Origin of the sequence: Blautia glucerasea, assembly GCF_013304385.1 — a bacterium.
Classification (GTDB): domain Bacteria; phylum Bacillota; class Clostridia; order Lachnospirales; family Lachnospiraceae; genus Blautia_A; species Blautia_A ammoniilytica.
The window spans coordinates 27,856-50,670 of the sequence record NZ_JAAITU010000006.1; the positions used below are offsets into that span (position 1 = coordinate 27,856).

Annotated in this window: 14 protein-coding genes; 12 read left to right on the forward strand and 2 right to left on the reverse strand. The window is 44.3% G+C overall.

Going from position 1 to position 22,815, the window contains the following annotated elements; translation table 11 throughout:
* Positions 1-10: 10 nt before the first annotated feature.
* The 5 genes from G5B11_RS03930 (at position 11) to G5B11_RS03950 (ending at position 6,918) form a co-directional block, all read left to right on the forward strand.
* The gene (locus G5B11_RS03930; protein ID WP_173726964.1) at positions 11-2,092 is read left to right on the forward strand and encodes a HelD family protein; all 2,082 of its coding nucleotides are present in this window, start codon (positions 11-13) and stop codon (positions 2,090-2,092) included.
* A gap of 146 nt (positions 2,093-2,238) precedes the next feature.
* Entirely contained in the window at positions 2,239-3,225 is a 987-nt protein-coding gene (locus G5B11_RS03935; protein WP_173726965.1) for a hypothetical protein, read from the forward strand.
* Positions 3,226-3,324: 99 nt separating this feature from the next.
* Entirely contained in the window at positions 3,325-4,077 is a 753-nt protein-coding gene (locus tag G5B11_RS03940) for a class I SAM-dependent DNA methyltransferase (protein WP_173727020.1), read from the forward strand.
* 55 nt (positions 4,078-4,132) lie between these two features.
* Positions 4,133-5,014, forward strand: coding sequence for an Hsp33 family molecular chaperone HslO (gene hslO, locus G5B11_RS03945; protein ID WP_173726966.1), 882 nt, complete (start codon positions 4,133-4,135; stop codon positions 5,012-5,014).
* The gene (locus tag G5B11_RS03950) at positions 5,011-6,918 is read left to right on the forward strand and encodes an NAD(+) synthase (protein ID WP_173726967.1); all 1,908 of its coding nucleotides are present in this window, start codon (positions 5,011-5,013) and stop codon (positions 6,916-6,918) included. The genes hslO and G5B11_RS03950 overlap by 4 nt, the downstream gene beginning before the upstream one ends.
* A 20-nt stretch (positions 6,919-6,938) precedes the next feature.
* Here the strand turns inward: G5B11_RS03950 and G5B11_RS03955 are convergent, their stop codons facing one another.
* Positions 6,939-7,373 (reverse strand): hypothetical protein, encoded by a 435-nt coding sequence (locus G5B11_RS03955; RefSeq protein WP_158420720.1) that lies wholly within the window; start codon positions 7,371-7,373, stop codon positions 6,939-6,941.
* A gap of 185 nt (positions 7,374-7,558) precedes the next feature.
* On the opposite strand from G5B11_RS03955, the gene G5B11_RS03960 reads away from it, so the two are divergent.
* Together G5B11_RS03960 and addA are read left to right on the forward strand one after the other, a co-directional pair.
* Entirely contained in the window at positions 7,559-10,915 is a 3,357-nt protein-coding gene (locus G5B11_RS03960; RefSeq protein ID WP_173726968.1) for a PD-(D/E)XK nuclease family protein, read from the forward strand.
* 1 nt (position 10,916) lies between these two features.
* Positions 10,917-14,624, forward strand: coding sequence for a helicase-exonuclease AddAB subunit AddA (gene addA / locus G5B11_RS03965; RefSeq protein ID WP_173726969.1), 3,708 nt, complete (start codon positions 10,917-10,919; stop codon positions 14,622-14,624).
* Positions 14,625-14,668: 44 nt separating this feature from the next.
* Here addA and G5B11_RS03970 read toward each other — a convergent pair whose 3' ends face one another.
* Positions 14,669-16,072, reverse strand: a complete 1,404-nt coding sequence (locus G5B11_RS03970; RefSeq protein ID WP_173726970.1) for an RsmF rRNA methyltransferase first C-terminal domain-containing protein — start codon at positions 16,070-16,072, stop codon at positions 14,669-14,671.
* Between the two features lie 346 nt (positions 16,073-16,418).
* Here G5B11_RS03970 and G5B11_RS03975 point away from each other — a divergent pair, with 346 nt between their 5' ends.
* The 5 genes from G5B11_RS03975 (at position 16,419) to G5B11_RS03995 (ending at position 22,658) form a co-directional block, all read left to right on the forward strand.
* A complete protein-coding gene (locus tag G5B11_RS03975) occupies positions 16,419-16,601 on the forward strand; it encodes a small, acid-soluble spore protein, alpha/beta type (RefSeq protein WP_173726971.1) in 183 nt (60 codons plus the stop codon).
* Between the two features lie 459 nt (positions 16,602-17,060).
* Positions 17,061-17,591 carry a nitroreductase gene (locus tag G5B11_RS03980; RefSeq protein WP_173726972.1) on the forward strand — a complete coding sequence of 177 codons (531 nt, stop codon included), beginning with the start codon at positions 17,061-17,063 and terminating at the stop codon, positions 17,589-17,591.
* Positions 17,592-17,610: 19 nt separating this feature from the next.
* Complete coding sequence (locus tag G5B11_RS03985; RefSeq protein WP_173726973.1) at positions 17,611-18,030, forward strand: cytidine deaminase; 420 nt, start codon at positions 17,611-17,613, stop codon at positions 18,028-18,030.
* 83 nt (positions 18,031-18,113) lie between these two features.
* Positions 18,114-18,830: an ABC transporter ATP-binding protein gene (locus G5B11_RS03990; RefSeq protein ID WP_173726974.1), complete on the forward strand. Its 717-nt coding sequence runs from the start codon at positions 18,114-18,116 to the stop codon at positions 18,828-18,830.
* A gap of 9 nt (positions 18,831-18,839) precedes the next feature.
* Positions 18,840-22,658 carry an FtsX-like permease family protein gene (locus tag G5B11_RS03995; protein WP_173726975.1) on the forward strand — a complete coding sequence of 1,273 codons (3,819 nt, stop codon included), beginning with the start codon at positions 18,840-18,842 and terminating at the stop codon, positions 22,656-22,658.
* Positions 22,659-22,815 lie beyond the last annotated feature (157 nt).

Sequence of the window (22,815 nt, forward strand, 5' to 3'; positions counted from 1 at the left end):
AGCTTTTAGAATGACAGACAATAAAGATGGGATCCAATATCTGGCCTATGTATTGGATAAGCTGCGTCAGAGGATTGCAGAGATATCCCAAAGCATTGCAGAAGGCCAGAAAGAAATAGACGGTATGCATGAATATTACTGGGAAAATTACACAGAAATGGACCAGTATGGATATGAAAATTTTGACAATCAGCAGGCGTTGTTTCATCAAATCAGTGCCAATGAGCAGCAACTCCATCTAAAAAGCCGGTTTCGGAAAATGCTGGATTCTCCCTTTTTTGGAAGAGTAGATTTCATTTTTGAGGGAGAAGATGAGCCGGAAAGCTTTTATGTTGGTATTGGCAATTTTGCAGAAAAGGCTGGAGGTGTGCCCCTGGTCTATGACTGGCGTGCACCTGTATGCGGACTTTTTTATGATTATGATAAAGGACCGGCTTTTTATGAAGCACCGCTTGGCAGGATCCAGGGTGAGATCCTTTCCAAATGGCAGTACAAGATCCGCAGGGGGAAGATGGTCTATCAGTTTGAAAGTGACATCAAGGTGGATGATGAGATTCTGATGGCAGAGCTAGGAAGTAATGGCTCTGTAGCACTGAAGAATATTGTAAGCACGATTCAGAAGGAGCAGAATGCGATTATCCGTAACACGAAAGACCGGATCATGGTGATCCAGGGGGCAGCAGGATCAGGTAAAACATCCATTGCGCTTCACAGGATTGCTTATCTTCTTTATCATGACAGGCAGAATCTGAAATCATCCAATATCCTGGTATTGTCTCCCAATGGGGTTTTCTCAGATTATATTTCCCATATTCTGCCGGAACTAGGGGAAGAAAATATAAAAGAAATGAGTTTTGACCTGTTTGCTTATCGGCAGCTTCAGGATACAGCAGCTGACTGTGAAGACCGTTATGACCAGATCGAGAGAAGCCTGAACCATCCAAAGGCTGTTACATTTTACCAGGAGAAGCAGTCTGAAGGATTTCTGAACCAGCTGGAACGGTTTATTACAGAACTGGAAGATGAGCTGATGGATTTCAGGGATATCCGTTATAAAGGCTATACAAAGACAGAAGCAGAGATCATTGATCTGTTTTACTTCAAATTTATGGATATTCCATTGCTTGCCAGAATGGATGCAGTGTGTGATTATTTTATTGATGAAGTGGAAACATTAAGGGACAGGGATCTGCCAGATGAAGAGAGGGAGCTGATCAGGGAGGATTTTTATTCCCTGTATGAAACAAGGGATCTGTATGTATTGTACAGTCGTTTTCTGGAAAGCAGCGGATATCCGGCTCTTACCAGGGTTCCTCTTGAAAAGAGAAAGCTTCTATATGAAGATGTATATCCTGTGCTTTATCTGAAATACCGTTTATGGGGGCAGCAGGAAAATAGTACGATCAAGCATCTGGTGGTAGATGAGATGCAGGATTATTCAAGAATGCAGTATCTGATCCTAAAAAATATGTTTTCCTGCAGGATGACCATTCTTGGAGACAAGGCACAAACAATGGAAGAAAAACAACAGGATGTGTTTACTTTCCTGCCTGGGATCTTTGGAAGGGACATCCGCAGGATCCAGATGAATAAAAGCTATCGAAATACAGTGGAGATTGCGGCTTATGCTAATAAGCTGGCAGGGATTTCGGATATGGAACTACTTCAGCGTCATGGAAAGCCTGTACAGGAACAGCAGTTTGAGGATATACAGGCAGCAGTGAAAGAAATACTGGACTATATCAAGCTGGGCGAGGATGAGTTTGAGACAGCAGCGGTGATCTTCCGCACAGAGAAGGAAGCAGACCTGGGAGCAGCTTTGCTTAAAGAGATGTTGGAAGAAACAGGTTTTGATACAAAGGATCGGTTCAATTATCTGCACAGGAACAGTTCCAGATTTAAAAAGGGAATTACAGTTACTACCTTTTATCTGGCAAAGGGACTGGAATTCGACCAGGTATTTGTAATATTTCCTGAAAAAGACCAAAGTGCGCTTGCAAAACAGGGGAGATATATTGCAGCTACAAGGGCTCTTCATGAGTTATATATGTACAGTGTTTTAAATGTTTCTGGAAAGCATTTTGATTTCTGACTGTGAGGGCACTGAATAGTTACACTGTGTTTTTCAAAAGTTTACAGGAATTTAAGAATCTGCACTGTGAAAAATATTGACATATTTGTAATACAATTGTAAAATATCGAATGAGGGATTTTTGTAAGATAAATAAGGAGGCAATTATGAAGAATAAAAGATTTTTAGTTCTCTTAACTATAACAGCAGCACTTTCAGGACTGGCCACAGGATGCTTTGGCGGAGATGATCCGGCAGAGCAGGTGATCGTGGATGAGACTCCTACACCGGAGCCCACCCAGGAGCCTACACCAGAGCCTACGATTGCACCGGATGTACAGGATACTACTTATACTTCCAGTGATGGAGCAGTGACGATCAAGCTTCCGGACGCTACCTGGGCGAATAAGTCAGATGCAGAGGATATGATCAGCTTTGAGTCACCTGAGCAGGGTAAGATCCTTGTTCTTCATGGAGCAGGGGAAGAGGATATGTCTTCAGCTATGATCCCCAATACCCAGGATCTGGCAGCTGCACTTGAGCAGGCTTCTGACCTTGAGCAGGGTACAGATTTTGAGATCCAGAATTACAACAGCACAAATGTGAATGGAGTAGGCATTTATTCTTACACTGTGAAGTATCTGAATACAGAGAAGAGCGGCGGATATGCTTATGCTGTGAAGAAGGTATATGCCAATGAGAGCGAGTACTACAGCATTACAGGCTCGGTAGTGAATGATGCGTCCCTGACAGGGATCCAGACGGCTGTTGATTCTTTCCAGATCATTGGCGCATCCAGTACACTTGCTGTTGCAGATACTACTGCTGACGGCACTGCAGACGGTACACAGACAACAGATGGTACAGCATCCGGTGATTCTGCTACAGGTACAGACGGACAGGCCAGCTCCACTACCGGTAATTCCGGAGGATTTACACAGGAGCAGCTCACCGATACCAATCAGACAAGAACCATCTACCGTAACTCTGATGGACATCCGCTTGTGATCACCCCGGACGGCAGCGGTAACTGGGTAGATTCCCAGGGCAATACTTACCGTTTTGCCAATAATGAGGATGTTTATGATCAGAATGATGTGGATTATTACTGGCACGGCGAAGGTGCAGATGTATATTATATGCCGGTAGAATAAAGGATTCCCGGTAATACTTCAGGAAGAAACCAAAGGCAGACAGCCGACTTACAACCGGTTGTCTGCTGTTTGTTATACGTGGGGAAAAGAATGGATACAATGGAAGCATATGGTGAGTTTGCCAGGGTATATGATATTTTTCAGGATAATGTGGATTATGATAGCTGGGCCGGTTATCTTAAGGACACACTTAGAGAATATGGGATCAGTGACGGCTTGATACTGGAACTGGGCTGTGGTACAGGTACTATGACAGAACTGTTAGCTGACTCCGGTTATGATATGATCGGTGTGGATAATTCAGAGGAGATGCTGGCAGAGGCCATGCAGAAAAGAGAGACTTCAGGCCATGATATTCTGTATCTTTTGCAGGACATGCAAGAGTTTGAACTTTATGGTACAGTGCGGGCTGTGATCAGCGTATGTGACAGTCTGAATTATCTTACTGAGGAGCAGGATCTGGAGCATGTTTTTGAACTGGTAAATAATTATCTGGATCCGGGCGGACTTTTTATTTTTGATATGAATACAGTGTATAAGTATCAGGAGATGATCGGGGATTCCACCATTGCGGAGAATCGTGAGGAAGGCAGTTTCATATGGGAGAATACTTACGATGAGGAAAGCGGGATCAATGAGTATGCACTCACACTTTTCCTGCCGGATACAGATGGCAGGTATGAGAAAGTGGAGGAGGTTCATTATCAGAGAGCCTATCCGCTGGAACAGATCAAGACTCTTCTGCAAAGCTCTGGTCTTAAACTGCTGGCAGTTTATGATGCTTATACCAGAGAAGCACCCAGGGCTGACAGCGGACGTCTTACCTTTATTGCAAAAGAATATGGGAAATAAAATAATGTGGTGAAAACACTTATTTTATGATTAAACGGATAAACAGGAGAGAAGAATGAGCGATTATATTATCAGAGCTGTTGCAGCGAACAGACAGATCCGTGCCTTTGCAGCAGTTACAACAGATACTGTGGAAACAGCAAGAAAAGACCATAATACCAGTCCGGTGGCAACCGCTGCACTGGGAAGGCTTCTTACAGGCGGAGCTATGATGGGAGCCATGATGAAAGGGGAAAAGGATATCCTGACTCTTCAGGTGAAGGGAGACGGTCCGATCCAGGGAATTACAGTCACTGCTGATTCCCAGGGCAATGTAAAAGGCTATGTGGGCAATCCGGATGTGATCATTCCGGCTAACAGTAAAGGCAAGCTGGATGTATCTGGTGCCGTAGGAGCAGGATATATCAGCGTGATCAAGGATATGGGCCTGAAAGAGCCGTATGTGGGACAGGTTACTCTACAGACAGGTGAGATTGCAGAAGACCTGACCTATTATTTTGCAACCAGCGAACAGGTGCCATCAGCAGTAGGACTGGGTGTTCTGATGAATAAGAACAATACTGTCCGCCAGGCAGGCGGATTTATTGTACAGCTAATGCCTTTTGCAGAGGAAAGCGTTATTGCAAAGCTGGAAGAGAACATCAGCAAGATCTCATCTGTCACAAGCCTTCTGGAGGAAGGGCATACACCGGAAAGTTTGTTGAATGTGGTTCTTGATGGATTTGATATTGAGATCAACGATACCCTTCCAACCAGATTTTATTGTAACTGCAGTAAAAGCAGGGTGGAGAAGGCGTTGATCAGTATTGGCAGAAAAGAATTAAATGAAATGATCCAGGAAGGAAAGGATGTAGAACTGAACTGCCATTTCTGTAATACCAACTATGTGTTTCATGTGGAAGAATTAAAGGAGATCCTTCGGAGGTGTAAGAAGTGAAGCATGGATTTATAAAAGCAGCAGCCGGTACACCAGAGATCACAGTGGCTGACTGCGAAGCCAACAGAAAGGCCATCCTGAAAGTAATCCACAAGATGGAGAAAGAACATGCAAAGATCATGGTGCTTCCGGAACTTTGTATTACAGGCTACACCTGTCAGGATCTGTTTTTACAGCGTCAGCTTTTGGACAGTGCATGGCATACTTTGAAAAAGCTGGCAGTGGCTACTCAGCAAGTGGATGCGCTTATTTTTCTCGGGCTGCCTATGCGTCATGCAGGCAAGCTGTATAATGTGGCAGCTGTGCTGAATCATGGTGAGATCCTGGGCTTTATCCCAAAAACCTGTATACCTAATTATAATGAATTCTACGAGCAGCGCCATTTCACTTCAGGCAGTGACTGTATGGACACTCATGAGGTAGACGGCGTTGAGATTCCATTTGGTACAGACCTGCTGTTTGTGTGTGATGAGTGTGAAGAACTGACAGTAGCAGCAGAGATTTGTGAGGATCTTTGGGTTCCACAGCCACCAAGTGTATCTCATGCACAGGCAGGTGCTCATGTGATCGTGAACCTTTCTGCCAGTGATGAGATGGTAGGGAAGGATGCTTACAGAAGATCCCTTGTAACCGGACAGTCTGCAAGGCTGATTTGTGGATACGTTTATGCTACTGCAGGTGAGGGGGAATCCTCTCAGGATCTGGTTTTCGGTGGACAGAATATGATCGCTGAGAACGGAGTACTGCTGGCAGAGGGCAGAAGATTCCATAATTCTGTGGTTTTCGGAGAGATTGATGTGTACCGTCTGGCAGACGAGAGAAGAAGGATGTCTACCTTCCCGGGAACAGATGGCAGTGGTTATGAGAGGATTCCTTTCCATGTTAAGAAAGAAAAGACAAAGCTGACCCGTGTATTCCCGGCAACTCCCTTTGTTCCTGGAAAAAAAGAAGAAAGGGATTTGCGGTGTGAAGAAATTCTGAATATACAGGCCATGGGATTGAAAAAAAGACTGGATCATGTACACAGCCAGCGTGCAATGGTTGGGCTGTCCGGAGGACTGGATTCCACACTTGCCCTTTTGGTAATGGCCAGGGCATTTGACAGGATGAAGGCACCAAGAGAGCAGATACATTGTGTGACTATGCCATGTTTTGGGACTACAGACAGGACATACCAGAATGCATGTACACTCAGCAAGCGTATAGGTGCTTCGCTGACGGAGATTAATATACGGGATGCGGTAAATATTCATTTCAGGGATATTGGACACGATCCTGAGGTACATGATGTAACTTATGAGAACTCTCAGGCAAGGGAGCGTACACAGATTCTGATGGATATGGCCAATCAGGAGGGCGCGATTCTGGTTGGTACAGGTGACCTTTCAGAGCTGGCCCTAGGGTGGGCCACCTATAATGGAGATCATATGTCCATGTATGGGGTGAATACCTCTGTACCAAAGACCCTTGTACGTCATCTGGTAAGATATTATGCAGATACATGTGAGGATGAAGAGCTTTCCAAAGTACTTCTGGATATATTGGATACACCGGTAAGCCCGGAGCTTTTGCCTCCAAAAGACGGGAAGATCGCACAAAAGACAGAAGACCTGGTAGGACCTTATGAGCTTCATGACTTTTTCTTATATTATATGCTGCGTGCCGGATATCAGCCGGATAAGATCTACCGGATCGCATGCAGAACCTTTGATGGCATTTATGACAAGGAAACCATTATGAAGTGGCTGAAGATTTTTTATCGGAGATTTTTTGCACAGCAGTTTAAACGTTCCTGCCTGCCGGATGGACCAAAGGTGGGAAGCGTTGCCTTGTCTCCAAGAGGGGATCTGCGTATGCCAAGTGATGCAAGTGCTGCCATATGGATGGCAGAGCTGGAAGAATAGAATACTGGATCAGGGACTGCTTAGTACACAGTCCCTTTTTCTATGGCACTTTTTATGGATGATAGGAGCAACTGACTGGTATATTTCTGATCATCCGGATAGGTAATATTCTCCAGGGATTGAGACTGATAGATCTGCGCGGCCAGGGATTCCAGGGCAGGTTTCATCAGAGGAAATGCGGCTTTTGTGCTTTCGCTTAAGTTTACCAGATCAATGGAAGCAATCCTGTCAGCGTCCAGGCTTACTTCCATGTCAAAGGTATTTCCGTTGAGTGAAATGGAAGAGCGATAGATTCCAGGAGTATATTTGGAAGCTTTTCCGGATTGAGCCTGGTTTTTTCCGGAGCCAAACATAAAGAAGAGCAGAACACCGAAAAGAATGGCAAGGATCAGAAAAAGAATGGTATAAACCACTTCTTTCATATGTAAAACAATGATCTTTGTTTTGGAACTCATGGCATGCGCCTCCCGGTCTGTTTTTCTATATCCTATTATCAAACCTTTGGATTTATGATATGATTATGAAATGATGTTGGGGAAAAAGTCCTCAATAATGATACGGTGTTTAAAAATCAGTTCTTTACCGTGCCTGTCCCAGTGCGGGGTACGATCTTAAGATTGTTTATAGGAAAGGAGTCCATATGTCCCTTCAATTTGTAATCGGCAGTTCAGGAGCCGGAAAATCCTGTTATGCATATGGTCATGTGATTCAGGAATCTATGAAATATCCAAAACGGCAATACTATGTGATCGTGCCGGAGCAGTTTACCATGCAGACCCAGAAAACACTGGTGGAAATGCATCCGGGACGGGGAATCTTAAATATAGATGTACTTAGCTTTCAGAGACTTGCATACAGGATCATTCAGGAAACCGGTGGAAATATGGGAAAGCTTTTGGAGGATACCGGGAAAAGCATGGTTCTGCAAAAGGTAGTACAAATGCATAAAGGACAGCTTCCTTATTTGGGCGGTCAGATGAAAAGACCAGGATGTCTTGATGAGGTGAAGTCCTTGATCTCTGAATTTTTACTGTACGATATTGGGGACAGTGATCTGGAGGATATGGTGAATAGAGCGGAGCAACAGCCCCTTCTTCATATGAAACTTCAGGATATACAGGTACTTTATAAAGGCTTTAAGGAATATCTGGAAGGACATTATATTACAGGGGAAGAGATCCTGGATGCATTACTGCCTGCAGTTCCACTGTCTGAAAAGCTGAAAGACAGTGTGATAGTCCTGGATGGATTTACAGGTTTTACTCCGATTCAGGTCAAGGTGATCCGGGAACTGCTTGCAGTGTGTCAAAAAGTGATGGTTACAGTGACTATGGATGGAAGCGGGGATGTATTTGCCAAGGGAAAACCTCACCAGCTTTTTTATATGAGCCGTCAGATGATCCATATCTTGTCAGCACTTACCAGGGATCTGGAGGAGCCGGTATGTCTTACTACTGATGAAAAATCCCGTTTTTCACAGGCACCGGCCCTCAAATTCCTGGAAAAACATATATTCCGTTACAGCAGAAAGAAATATGAGGATCCACAGGAAGAAATACAGATCTATACGGCAGGTACTCCGGAAAAAGAACTGGAAGAGGCAGCCAGAAGGATCCGCAGACTTGTGCGTACACAGGGGATGAAATATGGAGAGATTGCAGTAATTACAGGAAATCTGGAAGAATACGGTAATATTGCATCTCAGGTGTTTGAGCGGGCTGGAATCCCATATTTTGTAGATGAAAAACATACAGTGCTGATGAATCCTTTTGTTGAATATATCCGGGCAGCAGTGGAGATGGTGTTTACTGGATTTTCTTACGAAGGAGTCTTTCGATATTTAAGATGCGGTATGTCCAGACTTACAAGAGAAGAGACAGATTATTTGGAGAATTATGTGATCGCCCTGGGGATACGTGGATTAAACAGATGGCAGGAGCACTGGACCAGGATTTACAGGGGAATGGATGCTGAAGATATTCTGAAGATTAATGAAAGCCGTGCCAGATTTGTGGAGGAAGTATATGACTTTGCAGAAATCTTTGGAAAGGGCAGAAAAAAGATAGAGCAGTATTGCCGCGGTTTGTATGATTTTATTGTAAAAGGTCAGATCCAGGAAAAACTTAAAAAGCAGGAATTGTATTTTAAGTCTGTGGGAGATGCTGCCATGGAAAAAGAATACGGACAGATTTACGGTATTGTTATGGATCTTTTGGATCGTATGGTTGAGATCCTTGGGGATGAACTGGTTACAGTCCAGGAATTTCGTCAGCTTCTGGAAACCGGTCTGTCTAAGGCAAAGGTGGCCTTGATTCCGCCAAGTATGGATCAGGTTCTTGTAGGAGATATGGAAAGAACCAGATTGAAAAAGATCAAGGCATTGTTTTTCGTGGGAGTGAATGAGGGAAATATTCCTAAAGCAGCAGATACCGGAGGAATCCTGAATGAAATGGACCGGGATTTTTTTGCAGAGGAAGGGGTGGAACTGGCACCAGGTCCAAAAGAGCTTATGAACATGCAAAGATTCTATTTGTACCTGAATCTTACAAAGCCAGAAAAGCTGCTGTGTCTTTCCTTTAGCAGTTCTAACAGCAAAGGTGAGGCTATTAGCCCTGCTTACCTGATCCATACAGTGACAGGATTGTTTCCGGCGTTAAAGATCAGCCGTATAGAGGACGGTAATTATACTCTTGAGGATCTGGAGATCCCGGGAGATGGTGTGGATGCTTTTTTGAAAGGTCTTTCGGAAGGTGCATATACGGCAGAAGATCCCCTTTTTGGTGAAGTGTTTGGCTGGCTTTTAAGAAGCCCCGGATATAAGGCGATGACACAGAAGCTTGTGGAAGCCTTTTTAAGTATCTGTCCTAAGGATATGATCGGCGCAAGTGTGGCGAAAGTGCTGTATGGAGAGGTGTCTCCTTACAGTGCAACACGGTTGGAACGGTTTGCCGCCTGTGCTTTTGCACATTTTCTTCAGTATGGGCTGCGTCTTTCAGAGCGGGCAGAGTACGAATTTAAGGCTATGGATATGGGGAATGTGATACATAAAGCTTTGGAGGAATTTTCAAAAGAGTTAAGAAGACAGGGGCTTTTGTGGGCTGATCTTAGCCAGGAACAGCAAAGGCAGATTGCAGATCAATGCCTGGAAAAAGTAACAGCAGATTATGGAAATACTATTTTAAAAAGCAGTGCAAGAAATGAGTATATGATCCAGCGTACCAGAAGGCTTTTACACAGAACATTATGGGCACTGCAGAACCAGCTGAAGAACGGAGAATTTGTTCCGGAGGGGTTTGAGGTTGTTTTTCAGGGCGGCAGGATTGATAGAGTAGATATTTTGGAAGAGCAGGACAAGGTATATGTGAAGGTGATTGACTATAAGACAGGAAATACTACCTTTGACCTGGTGGCTTTGTACCATGGTCTGCAGCTTCAGCTGCTTGTATATATGGATGCAGCCTTATCAGTAGAAAGACGGAAGTATCCGGACAGGGAGATCGTTCCAGCAGGGATCTTTTATTACAATGTGAAAGATCCTATGATCCAGGAGAAAATAGAAACAGATATGGAATCAGTTAATGAGGAAATACTGAAAAGCCTGAAAATGAACGGATTGGTTCAGAAAGACCCTGAGATCGCCCAGAAGATCGATAAAAGTCTGGTGTCTATTCCTGTGTCCTACAAAAAGGATGGCGGAATTAAAAAAGGTTCTTCAGTGGCTGACAACCAGCAGTTTTGGATTCTTGATCAGTATGTGAAAAAGAAAATCAAACAGATCCGGAAGGATATCCTGAAAGGGGATGCGCAGATTTCTCCATATGAGCTGGGAGCAAAAAATGCCTGCACTTATTGTCCTTATATTTCTGTGTGTGGCTTTGACCGGAAAATTCCAGGATATGGTTTCCGCAGACTGAAAAGCTTTTCGGATGAAGAATTGTGGAAAAGCCTGGGAGAGAGTATGGATGACCAGATCCTGACAGGAGAGGAGGAACGGTAAAATGGGAATGAGCTGGACAAAGGAACAGCAGGAAGTGATTCGTCTGCGTAATAGAAATCTTCTGGTCAGTGCAGCGGCAGGATCCGGAAAAACAGCAGTACTTGTGGAGAGGATCTTGAATAAGATCATGGATCCGGATCATCCGATTGATATTGACAGACTCCTGATCATGACATTTACAAGGGCAGCAGCCGGAGAAATGAAGGAAAGGATTTCCAGAGCTTTGGAGAATGCACTGTGTGAGAATCCGGAAAATGAGCATCTGCAGAAACAGATGACACGGATCCATACTGCGCAGATCACCACCATTGATGGCTTTTGTGCCTATGTGATCCGAAATTATTTCCATACGATCAATTTGGATCCAGGATACAGGGTAGCTGATGAAGGTGAGTTAAAGCTTCTCAGGGAAGATGTGTTGAAAGAGCTTACAGAGGAGTGCTACAGGGAAAAGGACCCTGCCTTTGTAAAATTTGTGGAATGTTATGCTCCAGGGAAAACAGATGACAATCTGAAAGATTTGATTATTGGACTTTATCAGGCGGCTATGAGCCATCCGGATCCGGAGGAATGGCTGGAGCATTGTCTTAAGATCTACCATATTACAACAGAAGAAGAACTGTATGACTCCAGATGGCTGCAGAAATTGTGGCAGACAGCAGATGAGGAATTGACAGGGGCAGAAGAACTGATCCGTCAGGCAAGACAGATCAGCAGGATTCCGGGAGGACCTTATCTTTATGAGGAGGCGCTGATCTCAGACCAGGCTGGTATAGAAGCTGTGCGAAAAGCCCTGGGTAAGCAGGATTATGAGCAGGTTCGCAGTCTTCTTATGGATTTTTCATATCAGCGTCTGTCCGGGAAAAAGCCGGAAGTACCTGTTGATGAAGAAAAAAAAGAACAGGTAAAAAGTCTGCGGGATGATATGAAGACAAGTCTGAAGGATCTGGGAAGCAGATATTTTCAGAACAGCACAGCTGAAATCCTGGAAGCCCTTCAATACGGAAAAGAACCTATGGAAACACTTGTAAAGTTGACCCTGGAATTTAAGAAGCAGTTTACTGTGAAAAAAAGAGAAAAAAATATTCTGGATTTTACAGATATGGAGCATCTGGCGCTGGCTATCCTTGTAAAGGACGGGAAGCCTTCTGACGTGGCAAGAGAATTAAGTGAGAAGTATGAGGAGGTGCTGGTAGATGAGTATCAGGACAGCAACCTTGTACAGGAGATGATCACCTATTGTGTTTCCGGCGAAGTGTCAGGACGGAAAAATATCTTTATGGTAGGGGATGTAAAACAGAGTATTTACAGGTTCCGTCTTGCAAGACCGGATCTTTTTATGGATAAGATGGAAACCTATACGCTGGAAGAGAGTAAAGAGCAAAGGATCGATCTTCATAAGAATTTCCGAAGCAGGCATCAGGTACTGGACAGTGTGAATTATCTGTTCCATCAGATCATGAAGCCGGATCTGGGAGGCGTAGGGTATGATGATCGTGCCGCCCTTTATCCAGGAGCAGAGTTTCCGAAAGGCGGGAACAAAGAGTTTTATACCACAGAGGTATTGCTTGTTGAAAAGGACGGAGAAGAAGTAGAGGACTTGATGGAAGGCAGCTCCCAGAAGGTAAGAGAACTGGAAGCACTGGCAGTGGCACATAGGATCCGGCAGATCGTGGGAAAAGAACAGATATATGACCGGAAAAAGGAAGAGTACAGGCCTGCTGGATATAATGACATTGTAGTGCTTTTAAGATCTGCATCCGGCTGGGCAGAATCCTTTTCCCAGGTGTTTTCTGCACAGGGGATCCCTTCGTATGCTGCATCCAAAACCGGTTATTTTTCAGCTACAGAAGTTGTTACTGTATTGAATTTACTGAAGGTGTGCGATAATCCTTATCAGGATATACCTTTATGTGGGGTTCTTCATTCACCTATCATAGGATGCTCCTCACAGGAACTGGCATCTCTTCGATGTGGTTATCCAAAAGGAAAACTTTTTGAAAGCGTACTGTCCTGTATAATGGATAGTGAAAAAAGTTTGGAAGAAAAGAAAATAGACAAACAGTTTCAGGAAAAACTTCAGGATTTCTATAAGCTGTTGGAAGATCTTCGTGATATGGCAGTTTATACACCGGTTCATAAACTGATCAGTGCTGCACTAAAGAAAACCGGGTATGGGGATTATGCCAGGGCGCTGCCGGATGGGGCACAGAGAAATGCCAATCTTGCAATGTTGGTTGAAAAGGCTATGGATTACGAAAAGACAAGCTACAGAGGTTTGTTTAATTTTATTCGTTATATTGAGCATCTTCAGAAATATGAGGTAGACTATGGAGAGGTGAACCTGGCAGATGCAGGAGAGGGTGCTGTACAAATCATGACCATCCATAAAAGCAAGGGTCTGGAGTTTCCGATAGTATTTGCATCAGGTATGGGAAAAGCATTTAATTTTCAGGATCTGAATGCAAGACTTTTGATCCATCCGGAGCTTGGACTTGGGGCAGATGCAATTATTCCGGAAAAAAGGATCATTGCTTCCACACTGCATAAGCAGATTATCCGCAGAGAGCTTCAGAAGGAAAGCCTGGGAGAAGAATTACGTATTCTGTATGTTGCTCTTACAAGAGCTAAGGAAAAGCTGTTTATTACAGGCTGTGTAGGGAAAATGGAAAAGCTGATGCATGTACTGTACAGGTTTCGGGACAGTGGGACTCCATTTCTTCCAGTGGATGTAAGAATGAAGGGGAAAACCTGTTGGTCTTATATACTGCCTGCATTGGCCCAACATCCTGCGATGGATCCTTTATTTGAAGAATATGGAATGCCTGCCGGGTGTAATACTTTACTTTACCGTACTAAGACGCCCTTCCTTATAAAAAAGATAACGGTAAAGGATCTTACCGGGGAGGAAGTGATCCATCAGGCACAGGGACAGATGGAGGAAGAGATTCTTCGCAGCTGGGATAAGAATCGGGTTTTTGATGAGAAACTCCGGGAAGAACTGAAGGAAAGATTTGATTATCGGTATCCTTTTGAATATCTGAAGGAACTGCCGGTGAAAGTCAGCGTGTCAGAACTGAAAAAAAGAAATTATCCTGATGAATATGAAAAAGAAGAGGCAGTCTTTTTTGAACCGGATATTGTTCCCTTGATTCCAAAGTTTTGCATGGTGACAGAGGAAGAATACACAGGAGCAGCCAGAGGTACTGCTTATCATCGGTTTATGGAATGCATAATGTATGATAAAACGGACAGTAAAGAAGAGTTGCTAAAACAGCTTCAGATGCTAGTGCAGCAGGAGAAAATGAGCCAGGAAGAGGCTGATTGTATCAAAATACAGGAGGTGCTTGCTTTCTTAAACTCACCATTAGGTGTGAGGATGAAGGCAGCCTGGTTGGAGAAAAGGCTTTACAGAGAGCAGCCATTTGTGATCGCAAGGTCTGCAGAAGAACTGGATAAGACATGGGCAGGGAAAAGGGAACCTGTTTTGATCCAGGGAATCATTGATGCATATTTTGAAGAGGAAAAGGACCTGGTGCTTGTAGATTATAAAACAGACCATATACGTTTTGGAGAAGAATCACGTCTTGTAGATCTGTATAAGGTACAGCTGGAAGATTATGCAGATGCCCTGGAACGGATGACAGGGAAAAAAGTAAAAGAAAAGATCATTTATTCTTTTGCTGTCCATAAAGAAATCCTGGTCTGAAAGATGTTAATGAACAGATAGAAGACATGTAAAAAGGCCGGCGGTCAAAGCCGCCAGCCGGAAGGATATTTGTTTTTCAGGGTCTGTCCCACCAGTTTTCCAAAACCAAGAGGATAACCTTCTACACAGAGAAGCTGCCAGCCTTTGGGCGAGGCGGCTTCTTCTGGGTTTATGAGAAGAGTTTCTCCTTTTAGGTAGCGTTCCAGCCTCTGATCCTGAACAGGCAAGGTGATCACTGAAGAAACCTCGCCTTTGTGAAGGGCAAGAGCCAGTGGTTGTGAAGGCTCAAAACGGTTCTTTTTCAGATCACCCATGTAAAGGCCATTCCTTAAAAAATTGATCCTACGGATACTGCAGGAAACAGGAGGAAGATAATAAACCTTATCTCCTTTTATCTCTACTCTGTTCCAGTCAAAGGGCTGTCCACCTAAGGATTTCAGTCCGATTTCACGGAAAAAAGCGTCGATATATTCAAAGGCAGTACGGTTTGGCTTTGTAAATACAGGGGAGATCTCTGAAATGGTCTGGCCAGGCTTATGAAGCAGAGCCATAAAATGGCCTTCCCCGTTCATTTTATGAGGAAAAATACGGACACAGCGTGTAAGCTGGGGCTGTCCCTTTCCCCAGGCAGGAACACCATCTGAAAAGCCTTCATATCCGGGCATTTCCACCAGTTCCATATCCGGGCGGTTTTCAAGAAGATAAGAAACTGTGCCCTCATCCTCTTGAGGTGCAAAGGTGCAGGTGGAGTAAAGCAGATATCCTCCTGGACGAAGCATATCTGCCGCCTGAAGGATCAGTTCACGCTGGATGAGGGAAAGCTCTTGGGATTTGGCAGGACTCCAGTCTTTGGCAAGAGCTTCATCCTTTCGGAACATACCTTCCCCGGAGCATGGGGCATCCAGAATGATCTTATGGAAAAATTCAGGAAAGCAGGGAACCAGATCTTTAGGCGCTGTGCTGGTAACAAAGCTGTTTGGGATGCCGAAAAGTTCAATATTACGGAGCAGTGCCCGTGCTCTGGAAGTACTGATGTCATTGGCTACAAGAAGCCCATGTCCTTTAAGGGCAGCACCAAGTGCTGTAGCCTTTCCGCCAGGGGCAGCACACATATCCAGTATGTATTCGCCAGGCTTTGGCAGAAGTCTGGAAACAGGAGTCATGGCACTCGGCTCCTGAAGATAATAAAGCCCGGCCTGATAGAAAGCACATTTGGAAGGACGGACATCTTCAGGATAAAAATATCCGTCTGGGATCCAGGGGATGGGACTTATGGGAAATGGGACGATTTTTTCAAATTCTTCACAGGAAATCTTGGCAGTATTGACTCGAAGGCCAAATGTGCGAGGCTGCTGATAGCTATTAAGAAAAGCCTGGAAATCATCTCCAAGCATGGTTTTCATGCGGTCTAAAAACTCTTCAGGCAGATATTTTGGATCATCATTCATAAAACACATATCCTCCAGATATCAAAATTCAAGTCGAGCAGCTGCGAGACTTGGCGCGTGATTCTGGTCAGCGTAAGCTGACATATTCTTTACAGAATCACTGCGCATCCTCGCGGAGCGTTTATCTCAGTCGGAGATTGGACTCCCACTGAGACGAACTTGTTGTTACTCACCACCTGAAAGAGGTGGGAGTCTTCTCGACTGAGATACAATTATGTGCACTATTATAACCAATCTGTTTAATTTTGGGAATAGGATGGAGAAATAAACAGGCGAAAGGTTTGGCGGAAGGTGTATAAATTCCAGATTTTGGGTCCATACTTTTACGAAAAAGGAGTATAGGGTCTTGAATAGAGAAAAAGAAATAGAAGCCTATTTAAAAGGAGAACTGCCAGAAGAGGAAAAGGCAAAGTATGAGATCGCCCAAGAACTGGGACTGCTTGACAAGGTTCTGGGGGGCGGCTGGAAAACACTGACTGCAAAAGAAACTGGCAGGATCGGAGGGCTGATGGCCAGGAAAAAGAAATGAAAATAGATATTGGCTGTTTTGCTTTTAGTTACAGTAAAATATCATTTGGCAAAATTTATAATTATTTTGTTCATGTTGCGTTGTAGAAAAGATATGTTTATATATCAGGGCTTCGTTTTCGGATTTCTTCCGCGCGCTTATTATCTCTGTCATTTGCCAAACTCACGCCTACGGCGTTCAGACACGGCAAATAACAGAGAAGCTAGCGCAGTCGAAATCTACGAAAGCCTCGCATGATATATAACCAAAATCTTTTCTACAACGCAACGAAAATTATTACAAATTTGCCAATGATTATTTTTCTGTATCTTCGCTTTTATTATGAGGGGACAGCCACTTGTTTTTGTAAAAACAGGATGGTATCATAAACATATCTGAAAATAAAAACAAATGAAAGATGAAAGATGAAAGATGAAAGATGAAAGATAAAAGATAAAAGATAAAAGGAGGCAATTAACCATGAGTGGAACAAACAGTACGATTGAATGCTTAAAGTCAAGAAGAAGTGTGAAAAGCTATAAGCCGGATATGCTTCCTAAAGAAGTGATCCAGGAAATCGTGGAGGCTGGTACATGGGTGCCAACTGGTATGAACAGACAGTCTCCCATTATTCTTGCCATCACAGATAAGAAAGTAAGAGATCAGCTGTCCAGGATGAATGCACAGATCATGGGCGCAAAGGGAGATCCATTTTATGGAGCACCTGTAGTGCTGGTGGTCCTTGCAGACAAATCCGTAGGTACATACGTATATGACGGAAGTCTTGTTATGGGAAATCTTATGAACGCAGCTCATGCACTGGGAATTGGCAGTTGCTGGATCCACAGGGCAAAAGAGGAATTTGAAAGCCAGGAAGGAAAGGAACTTCTGAAATCGCTTGGGATCCAGGGGGATTATGAAGGCATCGGCCATTGTATCCTGGGTTATCCAAAGGAAGAAGTACAGGGAACCCATCCAAGAAAAGAAAACTGGATATATTATGTAGACTGATGGGATACAGGAGGAGCCTATGGAGTTCCAGGAACTGATTTGTAAGGCGTTGGAAGCAAGGCAGAAGGCCTATGCACCTTATTCAGGTTTTATGGTGGGGGCAGCACTTTTGTGCAAAGACGGCAGGATATTTACTGGCTGCAACATTGAAAATGCTTCCTATGGTGCTACCAATTGTGCAGAACGGACTGCTTTTTTCAAAGCTGTTTCTGAAGGATACCGGGAATTTACAGCCATTGCCATTGCAGGTGGGAGAAGGGAGTCACAAAGCCTGGAATACTGTGCACCCTGTGGGATCTGCCGGCAGGTAATGAGTGAATTTTGTGATCCTGATACATTTCTTGTGATTCTGCCAAGGTCAGAGGAGGATTACAAAAGCTATACGCTGGGACAGCTTTTGCCCCTTGGTTTTACATCTGCGGATATAGAGAAGAGGTAACACTTCCACAGGCAGTATTCTGCAGGTATACTGAATTGTTGCGAAAATGGAAATGTTAAATAAGACAGCTTGGGAGTGATGGATTGCAGAAAAACACAGAAAACTATATTAAGTTAGATAAGGTATCCAGGATTTACGGAACAAAAGAGGTACCAATAAAGGCTGTAGACGAGATCAGCTTTCAGATTGAAAAAGGAGAATTTGTAGTGATCGTTGGCCCTAGCGGTGCGGGGAAAACTACAGTGCTGAACATACTTGGGGGCATGGATCATGCAACAGATGGGGAAGTATGGGTGGATGGCAGGAATATTGCAGGATATAACAGCCGCCAGCTGACCGCCTACAGAAGGGATGATATTGGCTTTGTATTTCAGTTTTACAATCTGGTGCCGAACCTTACAGCGCTGGAGAATGTGGAGCTGGCAGCGCAGATTTGTAAGGATCCGCTGGATGCGGCTCAGGTATTGGAAGAAGTAGGACTTGGGGACAGGCTTGGCAATTTTCCGGCCCAGCTTTCAGGAGGAGAGCAGCAACGTGTTTCCATTGCAAGAGCCATGGCAAAGAATCCAAAGATGATGCTGTGTGATGAGCCCACCGGTGCTTTGGATTATCAGACCGGTAAGGCGATCCTGAAACTGCTTCAGGACATGTGCAGGGAAAAAAATATGACGGTGATCGTGATCACGCATAACTCTGCACTTACTCCCATGGCAGACCGGGTGATCAGGATTAAGAATGGAAAAGTATCCAAAATGACACAGAATGCACACCCCACGCCAGTGGAAGAAATTGAGTGGTAGGTGAAAAAGATGAAAGCAATACATAAAGAGTTCTGGATGGAGATCCGCAGAAGCAAAGCCAGGTTTCTTTCCATCTTTTTCATTGTAGCCCTTGGGGTGGCTTTCTTTTCCGGGATACAGGCTTCCTCACCGGACATGCGATATTCAGGAGATGCATATTATGATGGAAACAGCCTGATGGACCTGAAGGTAGTAAGCACACTTGGGCTTACCAGTGAGGATGAAGATGCATTAAGGGAGATCGATGGCATTGAGGATGCGGAAGGTGCTTATTTTACAGATGTTACCTGTGGCGAGAATGAAAAACAGACGGTATTACATATTGAGTCATTGACCAAACGGGTGAACCAGCTGACAGTTACAGAGGGAAGATTGCCGCAGAAATCTGGAGAACTGTTTCTTGATGATACTTATGCCAATGCTCATGGGTATAAGCCAGGAGATCAGATCGTTCTTCGGGAGCAGGAAGACAGTTCGTTTCTTGGAAGGCACAGCTATACTGTGACAGCTATAGGGAAAAGTCCCCTTTATATTTCTTTTAACCGTGGTAATACAACTCTTGGTACAGGAGAGGTGAACGGATTTGCATTTATATTGCCTGAGGATTTTGACCAGGAAGTATATACGCAGATCTATCTTCTGGTACACGGTGCCAAAGATGTGGTCAGCTATACAGATGCTTATGATATCCTGATCCGTAAGATCAAAAGCAAGGTGGAAGGGATACAGGATGTAAGATGTGAAGCACGTTATCAGCAGGTAACTGCAGATGCACAAAAAGAAATCACTGACGGCGAGCAGGAACTGGCAGATGGCAGGCGAGAAGCAGAAGAAAAACTGGCAGATGCCAGGCAGCAGCTGATCGATGGCAGGAAAAAGCTAACAGATGGACAGAAAGAATATGAAGATGGTGTAAAAGCTATTGAAGATGCAAAGGGACAGTTAAAGGATGGACAGAAGCAGCTGGAAGAAGGAACAGAAAAGCTGGAAGATGCCAGACAACAGCTTTCCCAGGCAACCCAGCAGGTACAACAGGGCGAGCAGCAGCTTTCCCAGGCACAGCAGCAGCTGGATAATGGCAATAAAGAGATTGAAAAGAACCAGCAGAAACTGGAGGATGGACTGGAAAAACTACAGGCTTCCAGACAGGAATATGAAGCCGGTGTGTTAAAACTTACAGAAGCCAGACAGAAATTGGAACAAAGCCAAAGTGATCTGGACGCAAGGGCAGGACAGGTAAGCCAGGGAAAAGAACAGATCCAACAGCAAAGACAGCAGCTGCAGGAACAACTTTTGCAGTGCCAGGAAGGGCTTTCTCAAGTAGAAACAGGAGAGCAGCAGCTTGCCCAGGGAAAGGCTGCACTGGATCTGGCAAAGGGGCAGCTGACAGCACTGATCACGGAAAGAGATTCCCTTCAAGCAAGCTATGATGCAGGCACTGCTTCAGGAGAGGTATCCCAGGAGGAACTGGCTGGGCTGCAGGCACAGATCGCAGGTTTTACTGCACAGATCCAGGGCCTTACTGCACAGATCCAACAGTCAGAAACAGAATTGACAGGACAAGGACAGCAGCTGGCTGCAACCAGGACACAGCTGGAAAGCTCTGTGGGACAGATAAACGGAGGTCTTGCGCAGCTGGACGAAAAAGAAGGCCAGTTAAATGATGCCCAGGAACAGATCCAAAAAGGACAGGAGCAGATCGATCAGGGCAGAGAAGAACTAAAGCAGCAGGAAAAAAAGCTGGCAGATGCAAAAAAACAACTGGATAAAGCCCAGAAAGAACTGGATAAAGGAAAAGAACAGATTCAAAAAGGACAGGAGCAGGCGCAAAAGGGGCAGCAGGAGATAGATGCAAATGCAGGAAAGCTTGCCCAGGCCAGGAGCCAGATTTCCCAAAATACAGAAAAGCTGCAAAGTGGAGAACAGGAATTAGAAGAAAATCGTCAGAAGCTGATAGATGGACAAAAAGAACTCCAGGAAAATGAGCAGAAGCTGAAAGATTCCAAACAGGAGCTGGAGGATGGAGAAAAAGACCTGGCAGACGGTGAAAAGGAGTATCAGGAGTCTGAGGAAAAAGTAAGAAAGGAACTGGCCGACAACCAGCAGAAGCTGGAAGATGCCAAAAAAGAGTTGGCAGATCTGAAGGTTCCTACATGGACGGTTACAGACAGAAATGATTTGCCAGAGTATTCAGATTACGGAGATAATGCAGATCGTATCCGGAATATCGGCAAGGTGTTCCCTGTGATCTTTTTCCTGGTAGCAGCTTTGATCAGCCTTACTACTATGACCAGGATGGTAGAGGAGCAAAGGACCCAGATCGGGACCATGAAGGCTTTAGGATACGGAAAAGCAGCCGTTGCAGCCAAATACATCTGTTATGCACTTTTGGCCACGATCGGAGGAAGTATCCTGGGATTTCTGGTAGGAGAAAAAATCATTCCATATGTTGTGATCACCTCTTATGGGATTATGTATCACAATGTTTCTGATACTCTGTGTATTAATTATGAAATGAAATATACCTTGATCGCATCAGGGGCTTCTATTATATGTACAGTAGGAGCCACAATGTTTGCCTGTGTGCGGGAACTGCGGGAAACACCGGCCTCATTGATGCGTCCTCCTGCACCAAAGGAAGGCAAACGCATTCTGGCAGAGCGGATCACATTTTTGTGGAAGCATTTAAACTTTACCTGGAAATCCACACTCCGGAATCTATTCCGATATAAGAAACGCCTTTTTATGACGGTTTTTGGAATTGCAGGAAGTATGGGGCTGATGCTGGTAGGATTTGGATTACGGGATTCCATTATGAATATTGCAGTGATCCAGTACCGGGATCTGCAGCACTATGAGGGTAATGTGATTGAGGATGAGGATGCAGACGAGGAACAGAGAAAAGAAGTGGTACAGTTCCTTAAGGATAATCAAAAGGTGGATCATTGTACGTCTGTTCAGTTTACCAAAATGAATGCACCAAGAGGCTCTTCTAATCTGAGTGTTTACGTTGTTGTACCTGAGGATATGGAGAGCTTTAAGAAGGATGTGACCTTGCAGAACCGGATCACAAAGGAGAAGTATCTGCTTTCTGATAAAGGTGCAGCGATCTGTGAGAAAACAGCGGATCTGCTAGGCCTGAAGGCAGGAGATGCCATCACTTTGAAAATGTCCGGGCAGGAGTATCAGGTTCCGGTGGAAATCATCACAGAGAATTATATGGCTCATTATGTATATATTTCCCCCTCTTTATATGAGTCAGTATTTCAACAGAAACCGGATTACAAAAATTTGTTTTTTACTATGAAAGAAGAATATAAGGATGATCTGGAAGCTATAGGCCAGCAGCTGCTTACACTGCCTGGTGTTTTAAGTATCAGTTATACAAGCAGTCTGGCAGGACAGCTGGAAAGAATGCTTACGTCCCTGGATGCAGTGATCCTTGTGTTGATCATTTCAGCCGGTATGCTTGCCTTTGTTGTTCTTTACAATCTGAATAATATTAATATTACGGAGCGGCAAAGGGAACTTGCTACCTTAAAGGTGTTGGGCTTTTATGATCAGGAGGTGTCTCAATATGTATTCAGAGAGAATATCCTGCTGACAGTGGCAGGAGTGCTGGCGGGAGTGCTTTTCGGGATTTTCCTGCACAGGTATGTGATTACTACTGTGGAAGTAGACGCAGTTATGTTTGGCAGGAATATCAATCCGATAAGCTTCCTTTACAGCGGGCTTATCACCTGTGGATTTTCCCTGTTTGTAAACTTTACCATGCATTTCAAGCTGAAGAAGATCAATATGGTGGAATCTTTGAAAAGTGTGGAATAAAAAGGAATATAAAGGTGGGTTGCTGCTTAAAAGGACGCAGATCACTGTTTACCCTGCTTGCAGCTGCCTGTGAATCGTAACAGGTAATATCCCATAAAAATCTTGACAAGAAATGGATTTACAATTATAGTAGTTTTCATAGTAAAGGCAAAGAAAA